Below are 17351 nucleotides of genomic sequence, written 5' to 3'. Positions count from 1 at the left end.
GCCTGCGGTGCTCATCGGTTCTCCGAAGCGGTGTCGAGCAGTGCGGGCAGGTCGGTGAGCAGTCGCTGCACCTGCTCCCCGTTGACGACCAGCGGCGGGCACAGGCGGACGGTGTCCGGCTGGATCGGGTTGACCAGGTAGCCACGCTCCTGAGCAGCGGCGGCGACCTTGGCCGCGACCGGCTCGGTGAGGCCGATGGCGACCAGCAGCCCGGCGCCGCGGACCTCGCGCACCAGCGGGTGCTCGAATCCGCGCACGCCGTCGACGAGTTGTGCGCCGGTCTTCTCGACGTGGCCGAGGAGGTCCTCGGAGACGATGGTGTCGAGCACCGCCAGCGCCGCGGCGCACACGATCGGATTTCCGCCGAAGGTCGTGCCGTGCTGACCCGGGTGCAGCAGATCCGCTGCCGCGCCGATGCCGATGCACGCGCCGATCGGGAGTCCGCCGCCGAGGCCCTTGGCCAGGGTGACCACGTCGGGCGTGACGCCCTCGCGCTGGAAGGCGAACCACGAACCGGTGCGGCCGATCCCGGTCTGCACCTCGTCGAGCACCAGCAGCGCGCCGTTGCGGGAGGCGATCTCGCGGGCGGCGCGCAGGTAGCCCTCGGGCGGGACGACGACGCCGCTCTCCCCCTGGATCGGTTCCAGGAACACCGCGGCGGTGTTGTCGTCCACTTCGGACTCCAGCGCGGCCTCGTCGCCGTAGGGCACGTGCACGACACCGGCGGGCATGGGGGCGAACGGCTCCTGCTTGCCGGGCTGACCGGTCAGCGCGAGCGCGCCCATGGTGCGGCCGTGGAATCCGCCCTGCGCGGCGACGATCTTGGGGCGGCCGGTGAGCCGGGCGATCTTGAACGCCGCCTCGTTGGCCTCGGCACCCGAGTTGCAGAACAGCACACGGCCCTGACCGGTCGCGCCGGCCAGCTCCAGCAGCCGCTCCGCCAGCGTCAGACCGAGCTCGTGCACGTAGAGGTTCGACACGTGGCCGAGCTTGGCGACCTGGTCGGACACCGCCCGCACGATCGCGGGGTGGGCGTGACCGAGCGCGTTCACGGCGATGCCGCTGACGAAGTCCAGGTACGTCGTGCCGTCGGCGTCGGTCAGCTCGGCACCGGAACCGCTGACGAACGTCAGCTTCGGGGTGCCGTAGTTGTCCATCATGGACGCTTGCCAGCGCTGCATCCCGAGGGCGTTCTCACTCATGCGTCCTCCGTGTTCGTGCGGGACACCCGCACCCGGTCGGCCGGCATGAGCGGGCGATGCCGGATTCTCACTCATGCGTCCTCCGTCTCATCGGGGAACACCATGGTTCCCACTCCGGCACTGGTGAAGACCTCGAGCAGGACCGAGTGCGCGAGCCTGCCGTCGATGACGTGCGCGCGCGGGACACCGCCGCGCACCGCTCGCAGGCAGGCCTCCATCTTCGGCACCATTCCCGAGGCCAGGGTCGGCAGGAGCTCCGCGAGCTGCCCCACCTTCAGCCTGCTGATCAGCGACGACTTGTCGGGCCAGTCGGTGTAGAGACCCTCGACGTCGGTGAGCACCACGAGCTTCTCCGCGCCGAGGGCGACGGCCAGCGCACCGGCGGCGGTGTCGGCGTTGACGTTGTGCACCACGCCGTCGGCGTCCGGGGCCACGGTGGAGACCACCGGGATGCGACCGGCGTTGATCAGGTCCAGGACGGCTTCCGGGTTGACCCCGACGACGTCGCCGACCAGGCCGACGTCGACCGCCTCGCCGTCGACCGTCGCGGTGCGGCGGGCCGCGGTGAACAGCCGCGCGTCCTCGCCGGACATGCCGACCGCGTAGGGACCGTGCTGGTTGATCAGGCCGACGAGCTCGCGCCCGACCTGACCGACCAGCACCATCCGCACGACGTCCATGGTGTCCGGCGAGGTCACCCGCAGACCGCCGCGGAATTCGCCCTCCATGCCGAGCTTGTCGAGCATCGAGGTGATCTGGGGCCCGCCGCCGTGCACCACGACGGGACGCAGGCCCGCGAGCCGCAGGAACACCATGTCCTGCGCGAACGCGGCCTTGAGGTCGTCGTCGATCATGGCGTTGCCGCCGTACTTGATCACCACGGTGGCGCCGTTGAACCGCTGCAACCACGGGAGCGCTTCGACGAGAACGCTGGCCTTCTCGGCCGCGGTGGCCAGCCGATCGCTGGTGTCACTGGTCATGAGGAGTACGCGCTGTTCTCTTCGACGTAGTCGTGGGACAGGTCGGTCGACAGGATCGTGGCGGCGTGCTCGCCGAGGTGCAGGTCGATGACGATCTCGATCTGCCGCCCGGAGAGGTCGGCCTCGCTGCGGTCGCGAGCGGTGGCGCCGTCGGCGTAGAGCGTGACGCCGTTGGTGGCGATCTCGACCTCGTCCACGTCGATCTCGGCCTGTGCCCGGCCCAGCGCCATGGCGATCCGGCCCCAGTTCGGGTCCGAACCGAACATCGCGGTCTTGACCAGGTTGTCCTCGGCGACGATCCGGCCGATCGCCACCGCGTCGGCCTCGCTGACCGCGCCGCGCACGGTGATGTCGATGGTCTTGGTCGCGCCCTCGGCGTCGTCCTGCAGCTGCCGCACCAGGTCTTGGCAGACTCCGGTGAGCAGCTCGGTGAACTCCTCGGAGGAGGCTTCGACCCCGGAAGCTCCGGAGGCCATCACCAGGACGGTGTCGTTGGTGGAGGTGCCGCCGTCGACGTCGAGCCGGTCGAAGGTCACCCCGGTCGCGGACCGCAACGCCGCGTCCAAGTCGGCGCCGCTGATCACCACGTCGGTGGTGATCACGCTGAGCATGGTGGCCATGTTCGGCGCGAGCATCCCCGCGCCCTTGGCGAAACCGCCGACCGACCAGCCGTTGCCGTGGGCGCGATGGGCCTGCTTCGCCTTGCTGTCGGTGGTGAGCACCGCGGTGGCCGCGTCCAGGCCGGACTGCTCACCGGCGTCGAGGGCTCCGGCGGCCGAGTCGACACCGGGCAGCAGGGCGTCCATCGGCAGGCGCTCGCCGATCAGCCCGGTCGAGCAGACCGCGACCTCGATCGCCCCGACGCCGAGGACGTCGGCGACCTTCTCCGCCGTGGCGTGGGTGTCCTGGAAGCCCTCGGGACCGGTGCAGGCGTTCGCGCAGCCGGAGTTGAGCACGATCGCGCGCAGCTTGTGCTCCTGCAGCACCTGCTGCGACCAGAGCACCGGTGCGGCCTTGACCTTGTTGGTCGTGAACACACCGGCCGCGGACTGCTGCGGTCCGTCGTTGACCACGAGTGCGAGGTCGCGCGCGCCCGCTGCCTTGATGCCTGCGGCGACGCCGGCCGCCCGGAAACCGGCGGGACCGGTCACGCTCATGTCTTCTCCTCGGTTCTGGTGGCGGGACTCACGGCGCGATGCCGGCGGTGGGCAGTCCGATGGTTTCGGACAAGCCGAGGGCGAGGTTCATGCACTGCACGGCGCCGCCGGCGGTGCCCTTGGTGAGGTTGTCCTCGGCGCCGACCACGACCAGCCGTCCAGCGTCGGGATCGATGGTGACCTGCAGGTGGACGGTGTTGGCACCGAGCGTCGCCGACGTCTGCGGCCACGCGCCCTCCGGCAGGACGTGCACGAACGGTTCGTCGCCGTAGGCGTCGAGGTAGACCTTCCGCGCGGCGGCGACGTCGACGTCGCCCCGCAGCGGCACGGAGCAGGTCGCGAGGATCCCCCTCGCCATCGGCGCCAGCACCGGGGTGAAGGAGACCTTGACCGGCTCCCCCGCCGCGGCGCTCAGGTTCTGGATCATCTCCGGGGTGTGCCGGTGGGCGCCGCCGACGCCGTACACGCTCGCCGAGCCCATGACCTCGGCGGACAGTAGGTGCGGCTTGAGCGCGCGGCCCGCGCCGGAGGTTCCGGTGATCGCGGTGATGACCGCTTCGGGTTCCACGATCCCCGCGGCCAGCGCCGGCACGACGGCCAGCGAGGACACGGTCGGGAAGCACCCGGCCACGGCAATCCGCTTGCTGCCGCGCAGGCGCTCGCGCGCTCCGGGGAGCTCCGGCACGCCGTAGGGCCAGGTGCCGGGGTGGTCGCCGCCGTACCAGCGGGTCCAGTCCTCGGCGTCGTTGAGCCGGTGGTCGGCGCCGCAGTCGACGACCACGACGTCCTCGCCGAGTTCGGCGGCGATCGCCGCGGAGTGGCCGTGCGGCAGGGCGAGGAAGACCACGTCGTGGCCGCGCAGCCGCTCGGCGGTGGTCTCGGTGAGCTCGCGGTCGGCCAGGGGCAGCAGGTTGGGGTGGTGCTGACCGAGCGCGCTGCCCGCGTTGCCTCCCGCCGTCAGCGCTCCGATCTCGACCTCGGGATGCGCCAGGAGCAGGCGGAGCAGCTCTCCACCCGCGTATCCACTGGCACCCGCTACAGCAACCCTCACCGTCATACGGATGATTATGCACTGCTATGCAAAATCAATCAAACGGCTTTCGGGCTCGCGCTCAGTGTCCCACGGCTCTCCCCCCGCCCCACCTGTGATGTTGCGACGAAAGTCGTGAAGCGCGGATCGAAAGTCGTGAGCCGGGCGGCTCGCGGCCCCGGAGCCCAGATTCGGCCATACGATTCGGCCATGACCGACTTCCGGGCGGAGTGGCCGACGAAGACCCCGAGGTGGTTGCCGTGGACGGCGACCGGGCTGGCGCTGCTGGGCACCGCGCTGGCCTTCGTGGTCCTCGACACCCCGATGCCGGTCCTGGTGCCCGCGGTCCTGCTCGGCCTCGCCGCGCAGCTCATCGCGACGGCGCTGCTCACCCGCATGACCGCACACCCGCATCTGGGCCTGCTGATGGTGGTCGTGGTCAGCGCGATGCTGCAGCTGACCGCTTCCCCCTGGCGGGACCTCACCGCGTCGCAGGCGGTCCTGTGGATCCCGTTCGTGCTGTCCTGGGCGCCGGTGCAGGTGCTGGAGATCGCCCGGACCCCGCGTCAGATCCACGTCGGCGCGGCGATCCTGCTCAGCTACTGGGCGACGGTCTGCGGAGGCGCCGCGCTGCTGGGACAGCCGGTCGTCGGAGCACTCATCAACGCCGCCGCGCCGACGCTCGGCGGCGTCACGGTGCTGTTCGCGCGAAGGCTCGCCCAGGCCCGCCGGGACCGGGTCGCGGCCGTGGAGCGGGAGCGCGCCACCGAGATGCGCGAGGCCCGCGAGCAGGAACGGCAGCTGCTCGCCGCCGAGGTCCACGACACGCTCGGGCACGTCCTCACCCTGCTCGTCCTGCACGCCAACGCGCTCGGCGTCACGACCACCGACCCGGAGGTCAAGCGCGCGGCCGAGCAGATGAGCGGTCTCGGCAGCAACGGGCTGATCGAACTCCGGCAACTGCTGGAACTGCTCGGCAGCTCCGACCACGCACCACCGCCGACCGTCGCCGAGCTCGTCGAGCAGGCCGGCGCAGCGGGCCAGACCGTCCGGCTGGACAGCGACGGAGGTGCGCTGCCGCCCACCGCGGAGCGCACGGTCCGGCAGGTCGTGCGCGAAGGCCTCACCAACGCCCGCAAGCACTCCCCCGACGCCGAGGTGCTGGTGCGGATCTCCGCCGCGAACCCGGTGGAGGTGGTGGTCTCCAACGGGCCCAGCGCACGAACGCCCTCGGCTGGAGGCGGTTTCGGGCTGCAGGGGCTCCAGCGCCGAATCGCGTTGCTGGGCGGGGAATGCACGCACGCACCCACCGACGACGGCGGCTACGCTCTGCGAGCGACCCTGCCCGCAGGGGACATCCAGGAGAAGCGGACCGGCCAGTGGAGCGAGATGAGCGAGCGTTGAGCGAGCCGGTGCGCGTCGTGGTCGTCGACGACGAGCCGATGGTCTGCGACTTCCTGCGGGTCATCCTCACCTCCTCCGGCCAGGTCACCGTCGATGCGGTCGCGCACGACGGCGCGGAGGGGCTGGCGGCCACCCAACAGCACCGGCCCGACCTGGTGCTGATGGACCTGCGCATGCCCCACGTCGACGGGATCACCGCGACCGCGCGGATCCGAGCGCTTCCCGACCCGCCGGTCGTCGTGGCGATGACGACCCTCGACACCGACCAGCACGTGCGCGACGCGCTGGACGCGGGAGCGTCGGGCTTCCTGCTCAAGACGACACCGCCGAATCAGCTGGTACCGCTGGTCGTGGCTGCCGCGACGGGGGCATCGGTGCTGTCCGAGCAGGCGTTGCAGCGGTTGCGGGATCAGCGTCCCGCCGAGCCGGAGCGCGTCCCGGACCCGGAGATCCAGGCGCTGCCGGAGCGCGAGCGCCAGGTGCTCGCGCTGGTCGCCGAGGGCCTGTCCAACGCCGACATCGCGGCCCGCCTCTACCTCAGCGAGGGCACGGTCAAGGGCCACGTCTCGCGCCTCATGACCGCTCTCGGATGCGAGAACCGGACCCAGCTCGCGCTCAGAGCCGTTCGCCCGACCTGATCCGGCCTCGGGCGGCGCGCTGTCCGGGCCCGGTGGCAGCATCATCGGGGTGAGCGAGGTACCGGGGTTCTGCGCGGAGGCGTTGCGGCTGCTCGACGAGCAGGCCGTGCCGGCGGACGCGCCCGCGATGCAGCGGTACATGAAGTCGGAGATGCCCTTCGTCGGCGTTCGCAAACCGCCGCGGGTCCAGATCGTCAACGAGCTGTGCAGGCGCTTCGCGTTCCCCGAGCGCGACGACCTCATCGACACGACCCGCGCCCTGTGGCGGAACGCGACCTACCGGGAGGAGCGGTACGTCGCGTTGTCGGTGACCGGGCACCGGACGCAACGCGCCTTCCAGGATCCGGGGATGCTCGGGCCCTACGAGGAGTTCGTGGTCACCGGCGCCTGGTGGGACCTGGTCGACGAGACGGCCTCCCACCGCGTCGGACCGCTGCTGCTGAGCCATCCCGACCAGGTCCGCCCGCTTCTGCTGCGCTGGTCGACCGACGAGGACCGGTGGCGACGGCGGACGGCGATCATCGCCCAGCTGCGGGCCAAGGACCGCACGGACGTCGAGCTCCTGCGCCGGAGCATCGAGGCCAACCTCACCGATCAGGACTTCTTCCTCCGCAAGGCGATCGGCTGGGCGCTGCGCGAGCACGCGAAGACCGATCCCGGGTGGGTCCGCGAGTTCACCGAGAACCACGACCTGTCCCCGCTTTCCCGACGCGAAGCATTGCGCAACATCGACCGCTGACCACCGAAGTTCACGGTTGTCGATCACCCGCTCCGGCCGCCGTCGGCGAATCACCCTGGGCGGGCGCATTTCGTGCTGCCGCGCTGACGCTCGGTAACTCCTGGGTCGTCCAGGTTTCACAGCGCTTGCACAACGTCACAAGACGTGGACCCCCCTGTGGATTCGGCCGGTCCAGGAGGGCATCATCAGGATCGATGACGATGATCCCGCCGCACCCGAATCTGGGGGCCCGCAACGGCCCGGCGCCGATCACAACGTCGTCCTGGGTCGGGCGGCAGGTGCTGTTACGTCGCGTCGCCGCCGCCGACAGGCGCACCCTGGCCGGATTCGACCAGGACCCGACCCGCGCTCCGTACGTGCAGACCGACGGCTACCGGCACTGGGCCGCGCACCGCGCGTTCCACCCGGATTCGCCGGACGACTTCCAGCTGGCCATCGAAACCCGCCGGGACCAGGTCCTCGTCGGCTCGATGTGCACCAGTCAAGCCGACGAACCGGGCGTTTTCAGCTACGGCGTCGGCATCGGCCCGATGCACCGCCGCCACGGCTACGCCGACGACGCGATCATCACGCTGCTCGCCGTCATGTTCGGCCGCCGTGCGTTCCGCAAGTGCCAGGTCGGCATCTACCAGGAGAACGTCGCCTCGCTCGCGCTGCACTCCAAGCTCGGCTTCCGCGAAGAGGGCCGCACCAGCGAACCCGACTCGCTCTCCGACGGCATGCTCCACCTGGTCATCATGGGTCTCACCGCAGCGGACTTCACCACCCAGCACCTCCCCCGCAGCAACTGAACGCGAAAGAACGGCCCCGCCCGGACGATTCCGAGCGGGGCCGTTCTCCTGTCGCGTCAGGCGCGGAGGGTGGCTCCGAGCTGGTCGGCGGCGGAGGCGACCGCCGCGTCCCTGGCCTCGGTGGCCTCCTCCTGCTTGAGGGTGCGGTCGGGGGCGCGGAAGCGCAGGGCCAGGGCCAGCGACTTCTTGCCCTCGCCGAGCTGCTCACCGGCGTAGACGTCGAAGAGCCGGACGTCCTCCAGCAGTTCGCCGCCGCCCGTCCGGACCGCTTCGACGACGTCGGAAGCGGCGACCGCCTCGTCGACGACGAGCGCCACGTCCATCAGCACCGGCGGGTAGGCCGAGATGTCCGGGGCCGTACGACGCTCGACCAGCGGCAGCGCGTCGAGGTTGAGCTCCATGGCGCTCGTCCGCTTGGGCAGGCCCAGCGACTCGACGACCTTCGGGTGCAGCTCACCGGCGTGGCCGACCACCACGTCGCCGACCAGGAGCTCGGCGCAGCGGCCGGGGTGCCACGGGGCGTGCTCAGCGTTGCGGACCGCGAGTTCGACACCGGCCGCCGAGGCCACCACGCGAGCCGCCTCGATCGCGTCCGCCCAGCCGGCGGCACGGCCCTTGCCCCACCAGCCCGCCTGCTCGCGCTGACCGGCCAGCACCGTCGCGACCTGCGTGGGCTGCTCGGGGAGCGCGGCCAGCAGCGCGCTGATCTGCTCATCGGTCGGACGACCGTCGACGCCGACCTCCGGCACCGCCGGCTGGTCCGCAACTGGCTGGAAGACCTGGCCGATGTGGAACAGCGCGACGTCGCGGTGACCTCGGGACACGTTGCGCTGCACGGTGTCCAGCAGGCCCGTCAGCAACGTCGTGGTGAGCTGCGACTTGTCGCTCTCCAACGCGTTGAGCACGGTCATCGTGCGCCGTCGCTCGTCGTCGGCGGCGAGACCGAAGGCGTCCAGCGTCTCCTCGCCGGTGAACGGGAACGGCAGCACCTCGACGTAGCCGACGCCGGCCAGGGCGCGGGACACCGCCCGCTTGCGGCGTTGGGCCGCCGACAGGCCGTGCCCGGGTGGCGCAGCGGGCAGCTCCGACGGGATCGTGTGATACCCCTCCAGCCGCAGCACCTCCTCGACCAGGGCGAACGGCTGCGTCAGGTCCGGGCGCCAGGACGGTGGCGTCGCGGTGATCAGCCCCACGCCGTCGTCGGACGTGCTCAGGTCGATCTTGCAGCCGATCTGGGTCAGGCGTCGTGCCGTGACACCGCGCTCGTAGAGGACACCGGCGACCTTGTCCGGCAGCGCCAGCGGCATCGTCACCGCTGCCGGGGCCGTCGGCTCGCCCACGTCGGTGCGGCCCGGCGCGATCGTGCCGTCGCCGTAGCGGACGAGCAGCTGCGCGGCCAGCTCGGCGGCGACCGGCGCCACCGCCGGGTCGACCGTGCGCTCGAAGCGCTTGCCCGCCTCGCTCGGCAGCTTGTGGCGGCGGATCGTGCGGGCGATGTTCGCCGGATCCCAGTTCGCGGCCTCGATCAGGACGTCGTGCGTGCCGTCGCCGATCTCGGTGCTCTCGCCGCCCATGACTCCGGCCAGCGACACCACGCCCGAGTCGTCGGCGATCACGATGTCGTCGGCGTCGAGCTCGCGGACCTGACCGTCCAGCGTGGTCAGCTTCTCGCCGCTCTCGGCGTGGCGGACCACCAGGTCACCGGCCACCTTCGTCGCGTCGAAGGCGTGCAGCGGCTGACCCAGCTCCAGCATCACGTAGTTGGTGACGTCCACCGACAGCGAGATCGAGCGGATTCCCGCCAGCCCCAGGCGCCGGCGGATCCACCACGGGCTCGGCGCCGTCGGGTCCACGCCGGTGACCCGGCGCAGCACGAACCGCGAGCAGGCCTGCTCGTCGCGCAGCTCCACGCCGCGCGAGGGCTTGTCGTCCTCGGGGACCGGGCGCGTGCCCGGGTCGCCGAACGGCACGTCGAGCGCGTTGGACAGCTCGCGGGCGAGACCGCGCACCGAGAAGCAGTAGCCGCGGTCGGGCGTGATGGCCAGCTCGATGATCGAGTCGTCGAGGCCGACGAGCTCCACCGCGTCGTCACCGGGGTCGGCAGAACCGGGCGGCAGCACCAGGATGCCGTCGTGGTCCTCGCCGAGACCCAGCTCCTTGGCGGAGCAGATCATGCCCTCGCTGAGCTTCCCGTAGGTCTTGCGCGAGCTGATCTCGAAGTCGCCGGGCAGCACCGTGCCGGGCAGCGCGACGACGACCAGGTCGCCCTCGGAGAAGTTGCGGGCACCGCAGATGATGTTCTGCAGCTTCTGCTCGCCCTCATCGGAGGCGCCGATCTCGACCTTGCAGTACCGGATCGGCTTCTTGAACTCGGTGAGCTCTTCGATCTCGGCGACGCGACCGGCCACGAGCGGGCCGCGCACCTGCGTCAGGTGCTCGACCTCCTCGACCTCCAACCCGATCCGGATGAACGCCTCTGCCAGCGTCTCCGCAGTCGTCTCCTCGGGCAGCTCGAGGTGCTCGGCCAGCCAGGAAACCGGAATCCGCACTTGGTCAGGCCCTTCTCTCGTACAGGTAGTTGATGTCGGGGACGGTCGTGCTCGCGCCGCTGCGCAGTCCGACCGCAGCAGGCTCTGCTAGATGCCGAACGGCCGGGTGAAGCGGATGTCGCCCTCGACCATGTCGCGCATGTCCGGGATGCCGTTGCGGAACATCAGGGTCCGCTCGATCCCCATGCCGAAGGCGAAGCCCGTGTAGACCTCGGGGTCGACGCCGCAGGCGCGCAGCACGTTGGGGTTGACCATGCCGCAACCGCCCCACTCGACCCAGCCGGCTCCGCCCTTCTTCTCGGGGAACCAGATGTCCATCTCGGCCGACGGCTCGGTGAACGGGAAGTACGACGGCCGCAACCGGGTCTCGGACTCCGGGCCGAACATCGAGCGGGCGAAGGCGTCCAGGGTGCCCTTCAGGTGCGCCATGGTCAGGCCCTTGTCCACCGCCAGGCCCTCGACCTGGCTGAACACCGGCGTGTGGGTCGCGTCGAGCTCGTCGGTGCGGAAGGTGCGCCCGGGGCACACCACGTACACCGGCAGGTCGCGGGTGAGCAGCGCGCGGATCTGCGACGGCGAGGTGTGCGTGCGCAGCACCAGGCCGGAGTCCTCGGGGGCCACGTAGAAGGTGTCCTGCATGGTCCGCGCCGGGTGGTCCTTGCCGAAGTTCAACGCGTCGAAGTTGAACCACTCGGCCTCCAGCTCGGGGCCTTCGGCGACCTCCCAGCCCATGGCCACGAAGGTGTCCTCGATCTGCTCGGCGAGCTGGGTGATCGGGTGCCGGGCACCGGTGGGAACGCGGTCCCAGGGCAGCGTGACGTCGACGGACTCCTCGCGCAGCACGCGCTCGTCCCGCTCGGCCTGCAACGCGCCGAGGCGCTCGTCGAACGCGCCCTGGATGCCCTCACGGGCCTGGTTGACGCGCTTGCCCGCTTCGGAGCGGGCCTTGGGCGGCAGCGCCCCGATCTCGCGGCGAGCGGTCAGCAGCGGCGAGCGGTCACCGAGGTGGGCAGGCTTGACCGACGCCAGTTCGTCCAGGTCACCTGCGGCGGCGAAGGCCTTCTTGGCCTCCTCGACCGCGGCGTCCAGCGTCTCCGGCGACAGCGCGGCGACCTCTTTCGGGTCGTACGAGTCGTTGGCTCCAGACATCGTTAGTGCGTGACTCCCGTTGATCCCACAGGCATCATCGCCCAGTTCCCTGTTCTGCCAGGTGGCCGGGCTCGCGAACCTGCTGAGGTTGCATACGACTCTTCGGTGCGAAGCCGCAAGCTGACGTGGGCAATTCTATGCGACGGCGTCCACGGCGTTTCGCGGTGATCCGTCCCGCCCGAGCTCAGCGGTGCTGCGCACGCGCCGAAGCGTAGAGGCACACGGCGGCGGCCGTGGCCAGGTTGAGGCTTTCCGCCTGACCGTAGAGCGGCACTCGCAGCGTCGTGTCCAGCTGCGCCTTGATCTCGTCGGACAGTCCGTGCGCCTCGCTGCCGAACACCCACGCGGTCGGCTCGGCGAGCTCCCCGGTCTGGTCCGCGGTGTCGAGGCTTCCGGTGGCGTAGCCGTCGGCGCCGACCAGGCGCAACCCGGCGTCCCGGCAGGCGGTGAGCACCGCGCTGACGTCGCGGTCCCGAGCCACCGGCAGGTGGAACAGGCTGCCCGTCGAGGCTCGAACCGCTTTGCCGTTGTAGGCGTCGACGGCGTCTCCGGCGAAGAGCACGGCACCGGCTCCGGCCGCGTCCGACACGCGCACCACCGTCCCGGCGTTGCCCGGGTCGGCGATGTCCACGAGCACCGCGACCAGCTTCGGGCGCTGCGCCAGCGCCACCACCGGTTCGGTGCGCGGCAGGTCGCAGACCGCCACCACGCCCTGCGGGGTGACCGTCTCCGACAGCGATGCCGCCGCCTTGTCGGTCACCTCGTGCACCGGGATCCCGGCCAGGACCGCCCGTTCGGCGAGCTCGGCGTGTCGCGGCTGCTCGGTGACGAACAGGTCGCGCACCCGCAGCCGGTCGCCGGCGTGCGCCGTCAGCGCCTCGCCCACGGCCTGCGCGCCCTCGGCGAGGAACGCACCGGCCTTCTCCCGGCCTGCGCGGCGGGTGAGCTTACGAGCGACCGCGACCCGGGACGATCGCTCGGTGAGCGCGGTCCCGGGTCGCGGATCGGAAGTGCTTTCGGCGATCAGGCCGCACTCTCCGGCAGGTTCTTGCGCGCCACGTCGACCAGCGCCTCGAAGGCCTGCGGGTCGTTGACGGCGAGCTCCGCCAGGATCTTGCGGTCGACCTCGACCTCGGCGGCCTTCAGGCCCTGCACGAACTTGTTGTAGCTGAGGCCGTGCTGGCGGGTCGCCGCGTTGATGCGGGTGATCCACAGCTTCCGGAACTCGCCCTTGCGGGCGCGGCGGTCCCGGTAGGAGTAGGTCATCGAGTGGAGCATCTGCTCCTTGGCCTTGCGGTACAGCCGAGAGCGCTGACCGCGGTAACCACGGGCCGACTCGAGAACTGTGCGGCGCTTCTTCTGGGCGTTGACCGCCCGCTTGACGCGTGCCACGGGGTCCGTCCTGTTATCTCATCGGGGGCGGCGGATTGACCGCCCAATGCGGGTGGCTGAGTGGTGCGTGATGCCGGACGACTGCTCCCCTGCGGGGTGCAGCGGGGACTTCGGCGTCAGCGACCCAGCAGCTTGTTGATGCGCTTGACGTCGGCCTTGGCGACCGCTTCGGTGCCTTCGAGGCGACGGGTGACACGGCTGGACTTCTTCTCCAGGATGTGCCGGCGACCGGCCTGCTCGCGCCGCAGCTTGCCCGAACCAGTCACCTTGAAGCGCTTCGAGGTGCCCTTGTGGGTCTTGTTCTTCGGCATCTTCCGTCCTCGTTTCGTACGGGAGCCGGGAGGGGGCGCGGACAGCGTCCCGACCCGGCCTCACATGACGAGCCCTGGCGGCCGCGTGGTTACGCGTTGGCCTTGGGCTTGGTCTTGTTGGTCTTGTGCGGCGCCAGAACCATGATCATATTCCGACCGTCCTGCTTCGGGTTCGCCTCGATGAACCCGAGCTCGGCGACGTCGTCGGCGAGTCGCTGCAACAGGCGGAAGCCCAGCTCTGGCCGCGACTGCTCACGACCGCGGAACATGATCGTCACCTTGACCTTGTGACCCTGACCGAGGAAGCGGGACACGTGGCCCTTCTTCGTCTCGTAGTCGTGCGGGTCGATCTTCGGCCGGAGCTTCTGCTCCTTGATGACGGTCTGCTGCTGGTTGCGACGCGATTCGCGAGCCTTCTGCGCGCTCTCGTACTTGAACTTGCCGTAGTCCATGAGCTTGCAGACCGGCGGGCGCGCCTGCGGGGCGACCTCGACAAGGTCCAGATCCGCTTCCTGGGCCAGGCGCAGGGCGTCCTCGATGCGGACGATCCCGACCTGCTCACCGTTGGGTCCGACCAGGCGGACTTCCGGAACCCGGATGCGGTCATTGATGCGCGTCTCGGAGCTGATGGGGCCTCCTCGGTTCGATGGCTGTGTGTACTGCACACCACGGCGTGTAGAGCTCACCCCGGAATGCAAAGGTCCCGTCGGCTTCCGCATTGCGCGGACACCGCGGGACCCTGACTCCAAACCGATCGAACCGGTATCAGCGATACCGTTCGCACCACCGATGCCGCACGGACATCGACAGGACCGGAACCCGGCGGCCTCAGCGGCTGCTCGGGTGGGAGCGGGGCTCCACTTTGCCGCCCCCGCCGCAGCGGGGGCTGGTCGTGCGTGTCAGGGTAGCAGGCGTGACCGAACCGCAGCCAACCACTCCCCCGAACACCACGACCGGTGCCGGTGAACCGGCACACGACGCGGATGTCGACTTCAACGTACGCGACCTCTCCGATGTTCCCAGCGTCGAGGTGATCAGCCGCGCTGCGGTGATGCTCATGTCCGCTGCCGCCGAGAAGCTCGGGCTGGCCGACGAGGACCCCGACTCCGCCCCGGTGCGCGACCTCGACGAGGCCCGCCGCTTGATCACCGGCCTGGCCGGTCTGATCACCGCCTCGGTGGAGTACCTGGGACCGCACGCCGGTCCGCTGCGCGAGGGCCTGCAGTCCTTGCAGCGCGCCTTCCGCGAGAGCTCCACGCACCCGGACGCCCCGGGCCAGGGACCGGGCGAGAAGTACACCGGCCCCGTCTACTGACGGTTCCCCAGCTCCCGGGAGATCTCCGCCGCGGTGCTGCGGAGATCTCCCAACCAGCCGAGCAGGTCCTCCCACGAGAGCAGGACCTTCGGCACCGAGAGCGACATCGCGGCGACCGCCTCTCCCCGGTGGTTGCGGACCGGAGCCGCGATGCAGTGCGTGAACTCCTCGTGCTCGCTGCGGTCGGTGGAATAGCCCTGCGCGCGCACCCGCTCCAGCTCCGCCAGGTAGCGCTCTGACGAGTCGATCGTGCTCGGGGTGAGCTTCGGGTAGGTGATCCGCTGCGCCAGGCGCTCCCGCCGCTGCTGCGGGAGGTCGGCGACCAGGACCTTGCCGACGGCCGTGCAGTGCAGCGGCGCGCGGCGACCGATGCGCGAGTACATCCGCACCGGGTGGATGCTGTCCACCTTGTCGACGTAGACGACCTGATCGTCGTCGAGGGTCGCCAGGTGGACGGTGTGCCCGCTGCGCTCCCCGAGCGCCGTCAGGAAAGGCCGGGCGACGTCGCGCGCGTCGAGATCGTCGAGCGCCTGGTGAGCCAGCGCGAACACCGCACTCCCCAACCGGTACCGGTGCACGTCCTCGCGGCGGACGAAGCGGCCGGTCTCCAGCGTGCGCAGCAGGCGCATCGCCGTCGTCTTGTGGACGCCGAGCCGCTGAGCGAGCCCGTCCAGGGTCTGCGGTCCCTCCGCCAGCGCGGTGAGCGCGGCAAGCCCGCGTTCCAGGCTCTGACTCACCGGGGCCTCCCATCATCGTTGACTCGACGAAGCGGGCAATGCTACACACCAGAGTCGTTCGTTGCGCAACATTCGTTGCAACATGTGCAATAGGAGGCTGTCCGTGCCCGGAGCAGGGATCAACACCGAGGCGGTCCGCGCGCTGCGCGACGAGACCATCGATTGGCGGTTCAAGGGGATGCCGGCGAGCGCGTCCGGCGAGACCGTCGGCGAGTTCCTGTCCGGTCGGCCGACGCTGCGGGAGGCCGGGTTCACCGGTCCGCTGCTGACCCTCGACGACCCGGCGATGGAGCACAACCTGCGCACCATGGCCGCCTGGTCCGACGAGCACGGGCTGAAGATCGCACCGCACGGCAAGACGACGATGGCACCCCGGCTCTTCGAGCGGCAGCTGGAGCACGGCGCGTGGGGCATCACCGCGGCCAACATCAGCCAGTTGCGGGTGTACCGGGCCTTCGGCGTGCAGCGGATCCTGTTCGCCAACGAACTCGTCGACCCGCACGGCCTGGAGTGGCTGTCCGGTGAGCTCGACTCCGATCCGGACTTCTCCTTCTGCTGCTACGCGGATTCGCTGCGCGGGGTCGAGCTGATGGCCTCGGCGCTGGCCGCGCGCGGCGGGACCCGGCCGGTGGACGTGCTGGTGGAGTTCGGCGTCTCCGGAGGGCGGACCGGTGCGCGCACGGTGTCGCAGGCCCGCGCGGTCGCCGCGGCGGTGGCCGCGGAGCCCCGGCTCCGCCTGGTCGGCGTGTCCGGTTACGAGGGCGAGGTCGCGCACGACGTCGAGGCGTCCTCGCTGTCGGCGATCGACGACTACCTGAACGAATTCCGGGGCCTGGTGGCGGAATTCGCCGATTCGGGCTACTTCGACGGGCTCGACGAGGTGATCGTCAGCGCGGGCGGCAGCGCTTACTTCGACCAGGTCGCCGAGGCGCTGACCCGGCCGTGGCCCGAGGACCTGCCGGTGGTGCCGGTGCTGCGCAGCGGCGGTTACCTGCTGCACGACGACGGTTTCTACCGGGTGCGCTCACCGTTCGGCCGGGAGCACCGGCTCTCCGGCGCCGAGTCCCCGTTCCGGCCGGCGATGCGCATCTGGGCGCAGGTGGTGTCGCAGCCGGAGGCGGGTCTGGCGCTGCTGACGATGGGACGCCGCGACGTCTCCTTCGACCAGGGACTGCCGGAGCCGCAGGTCGTCCGACGCGCGAGCGGCGCTCTCCTGGAGCTCCCGGAGGGCGACTGCCACCTGTCGGGGCTGGCGGACCAGCACGCGTTCCTCAGGTTCACCGACACCGAGGTCCGCGTCGGCGACTGGATCGGCTTCGGCCTGTCGCACCCGTGCACGGTGCTGGACAAGTGGACGCTGATCCCGGTCGTCGACGGCGACGAGATCACCGACCTGGTGCGCACCTACTTCTGAGCTTTCGCGCGTGGGTGGCGATGTCAACGACGCCGCCACCCACGCGCGAAAGGACGCGGTCAGTCCAGGACTGCCAGCGCATCGATCTCGCAGAGCAGGCCTGCCGGGAGGCCGACGTAGACGGTCGTGCGGGCCGGGAAGGGCTCGCCGACGACTCGGGCGTAGACCTCGTTCATCTCGGCGAACTGCGAGGTGTCGGTGAGGTACACGCGCAGCATCAGCACGTCCTGCAGCGATCCTCCCTCGGCCTCGATGATCGCGATGACGTTGCGCAGGCACTGCTCGGTCTGCTCGGAGACACCGCCCTCGACGACCTTCCCGGTCGCCGGGTCGACCGCGGTCTGACCGGAGACCTGCAGGATGTTGCCCTTGCGCACGCCCTGCGACAGCGGGATGTGCGACGGCGGCTTCGGTGCGGCGTCAGTGCTCACCACGGTCCTGCTCATGTCGGTGTCCTTCCACGGAATTCGGCGTCATGAAGCGAAGATTCGGCCGGGGTCGATCTTCATTGCGTTCCCCGGGAATGGTACTTACCATTCGACC

18 protein-coding genes are annotated in these 17351 nt (G+C 70.5%); 6 read left to right on the top strand and 12 right to left on the bottom strand.

Features of this window, described 5'->3' with window-relative positions; translation table 11 throughout:
• Nucleotides 1–11 precede the first annotated feature (11 nt).
• The 4 genes from FHU35_RS09450 to argC form a co-directional block, all read right to left on the bottom strand.
• Complete coding sequence (locus FHU35_RS09450) at nucleotides 12–1202, bottom strand: acetylornithine transaminase (RefSeq protein WP_145738145.1); 1191 nt, start codon at nucleotides 1200–1202, stop codon at nucleotides 12–14.
• 71 nt (nucleotides 1203–1273) lie between these two features.
• Entirely contained in the window at nucleotides 1274–2182 is a 909-nt protein-coding gene (gene argB / locus FHU35_RS09445) for an acetylglutamate kinase (protein WP_145738144.1), read from the bottom strand.
• Nucleotides 2179–3339 carry a bifunctional glutamate N-acetyltransferase/amino-acid acetyltransferase ArgJ gene (gene argJ / locus FHU35_RS09440; protein WP_145738143.1) on the bottom strand — a complete coding sequence of 387 codons (1161 nt, stop codon included), beginning with the start codon at nucleotides 3337–3339 and terminating at the stop codon, nucleotides 2179–2181. The genes argB and argJ overlap by 4 nt, the downstream gene beginning before the upstream one ends.
• A 28-nt stretch (nucleotides 3340–3367) precedes the next feature.
• A complete protein-coding gene (argC, locus tag FHU35_RS09435) occupies nucleotides 3368–4396 on the bottom strand; it encodes an N-acetyl-gamma-glutamyl-phosphate reductase (protein ID WP_145738142.1) in 1029 nt (342 codons plus the stop codon).
• Nucleotides 4397–4579: 183 nt separating this feature from the next.
• On the opposite strand from argC, the gene FHU35_RS09430 reads away from it, so the two are divergent.
• From FHU35_RS09430 to FHU35_RS09415, 4 genes are all read left to right on the top strand, one after another.
• Nucleotides 4580–5773: a sensor histidine kinase gene (locus FHU35_RS09430; protein WP_145738141.1), complete on the top strand. Its 1194-nt coding sequence runs from the start codon at nucleotides 4580–4582 to the stop codon at nucleotides 5771–5773.
• Nucleotides 5770–6411, top strand: coding sequence for a response regulator (locus FHU35_RS09425; protein ID WP_281290228.1), 642 nt, complete (start codon nucleotides 5770–5772; stop codon nucleotides 6409–6411). Before FHU35_RS09430 ends, FHU35_RS09425 begins: the two co-directional genes overlap by 4 nt.
• Nucleotides 6412–6460: 49 nt before the next feature.
• Nucleotides 6461–7150, top strand: coding sequence for a DNA alkylation repair protein (locus FHU35_RS09420; RefSeq protein WP_246110193.1), 690 nt, complete (start codon nucleotides 6461–6463; stop codon nucleotides 7148–7150).
• A gap of 194 nt (nucleotides 7151–7344) precedes the next feature.
• Entirely contained in the window at nucleotides 7345–7941 is a 597-nt protein-coding gene (locus tag FHU35_RS09415) for a GNAT family N-acetyltransferase (RefSeq protein WP_246110192.1), read from the top strand.
• Between the two features lie 56 nt (nucleotides 7942–7997).
• Here FHU35_RS09415 and pheT read toward each other — a convergent pair whose 3' ends face one another.
• From pheT to infC, 6 genes are all read right to left on the bottom strand, one after another.
• The gene (gene pheT / locus FHU35_RS09410; protein ID WP_145738139.1) at nucleotides 7998–10490 is read right to left on the bottom strand and encodes a phenylalanine--tRNA ligase subunit beta; all 2493 of its coding nucleotides are present in this window, start codon (nucleotides 10488–10490) and stop codon (nucleotides 7998–8000) included.
• A gap of 87 nt (nucleotides 10491–10577) precedes the next feature.
• The gene (pheS, locus tag FHU35_RS09405) at nucleotides 10578–11639 is read right to left on the bottom strand and encodes a phenylalanine--tRNA ligase subunit alpha (RefSeq protein WP_145738138.1); all 1062 of its coding nucleotides are present in this window, start codon (nucleotides 11637–11639) and stop codon (nucleotides 10578–10580) included.
• 184 nt (nucleotides 11640–11823) lie between these two features.
• Nucleotides 11824–12663, bottom strand: a complete 840-nt coding sequence (locus FHU35_RS09400) for a TrmH family RNA methyltransferase (RefSeq protein WP_145739793.1) — start codon at nucleotides 12661–12663, stop codon at nucleotides 11824–11826.
• Complete coding sequence (gene rplT, locus FHU35_RS09395) at nucleotides 12663–13031, bottom strand: 50S ribosomal protein L20 (protein ID WP_093415812.1); 369 nt, start codon at nucleotides 13029–13031, stop codon at nucleotides 12663–12665. Before rplT ends, FHU35_RS09400 begins: the two co-directional genes overlap by 1 nt.
• A gap of 116 nt (nucleotides 13032–13147) precedes the next feature.
• On the bottom strand, nucleotides 13148–13342 hold the full coding sequence (rpmI, locus tag FHU35_RS09390) for a 50S ribosomal protein L35 (RefSeq protein WP_093415814.1): 195 nt from the start codon (nucleotides 13340–13342) through the stop codon (nucleotides 13148–13150).
• 89 nt (nucleotides 13343–13431) lie between these two features.
• Nucleotides 13432–14007 carry a translation initiation factor IF-3 gene (gene infC / locus FHU35_RS09385; RefSeq protein WP_186459353.1) on the bottom strand — a complete coding sequence of 192 codons (576 nt, stop codon included), beginning with the start codon at nucleotides 14005–14007 and terminating at the stop codon, nucleotides 13432–13434.
• A 248-nt stretch (nucleotides 14008–14255) separates the two neighbouring features.
• On the opposite strand from infC, the gene FHU35_RS09380 reads away from it, so the two are divergent.
• A complete protein-coding gene (locus tag FHU35_RS09380) occupies nucleotides 14256–14657 on the top strand; it encodes a DUF1844 domain-containing protein (RefSeq protein ID WP_186459352.1) in 402 nt (133 codons plus the stop codon).
• Here FHU35_RS09380 and FHU35_RS09375 read toward each other — a convergent pair.
• Nucleotides 14651–15394: an IclR family transcriptional regulator gene (locus FHU35_RS09375; protein WP_145738136.1), complete on the bottom strand. Its 744-nt coding sequence runs from the start codon at nucleotides 15392–15394 to the stop codon at nucleotides 14651–14653. The genes FHU35_RS09380 and FHU35_RS09375 overlap by 7 nt on opposite strands.
• Before the next feature lie 103 nt (nucleotides 15395–15497).
• Here FHU35_RS09375 and FHU35_RS09370 point away from each other — a divergent pair, with 103 nt between their 5' ends.
• Complete coding sequence (locus FHU35_RS09370) at nucleotides 15498–16808, top strand: amino acid deaminase (protein WP_145738135.1); 1311 nt, start codon at nucleotides 15498–15500, stop codon at nucleotides 16806–16808.
• 59 nt (nucleotides 16809–16867) lie between these two features.
• Here FHU35_RS09370 and FHU35_RS09365 read toward each other — a convergent pair whose 3' ends face one another.
• Nucleotides 16868–17254, bottom strand: a complete 387-nt coding sequence (locus FHU35_RS09365) for a RidA family protein (protein ID WP_145738134.1) — start codon at nucleotides 17252–17254, stop codon at nucleotides 16868–16870.
• Nucleotides 17255–17351 lie beyond the last annotated feature (97 nt).

The organism is Saccharopolyspora dendranthemae, from assembly GCF_007829955.1.
GTDB classification, from domain to species: domain Bacteria; phylum Actinomycetota; class Actinomycetes; order Mycobacteriales; family Pseudonocardiaceae; genus Saccharopolyspora; species Saccharopolyspora dendranthemae.
This window is presented reverse-complemented; position numbering and strand designations above follow the sequence as displayed.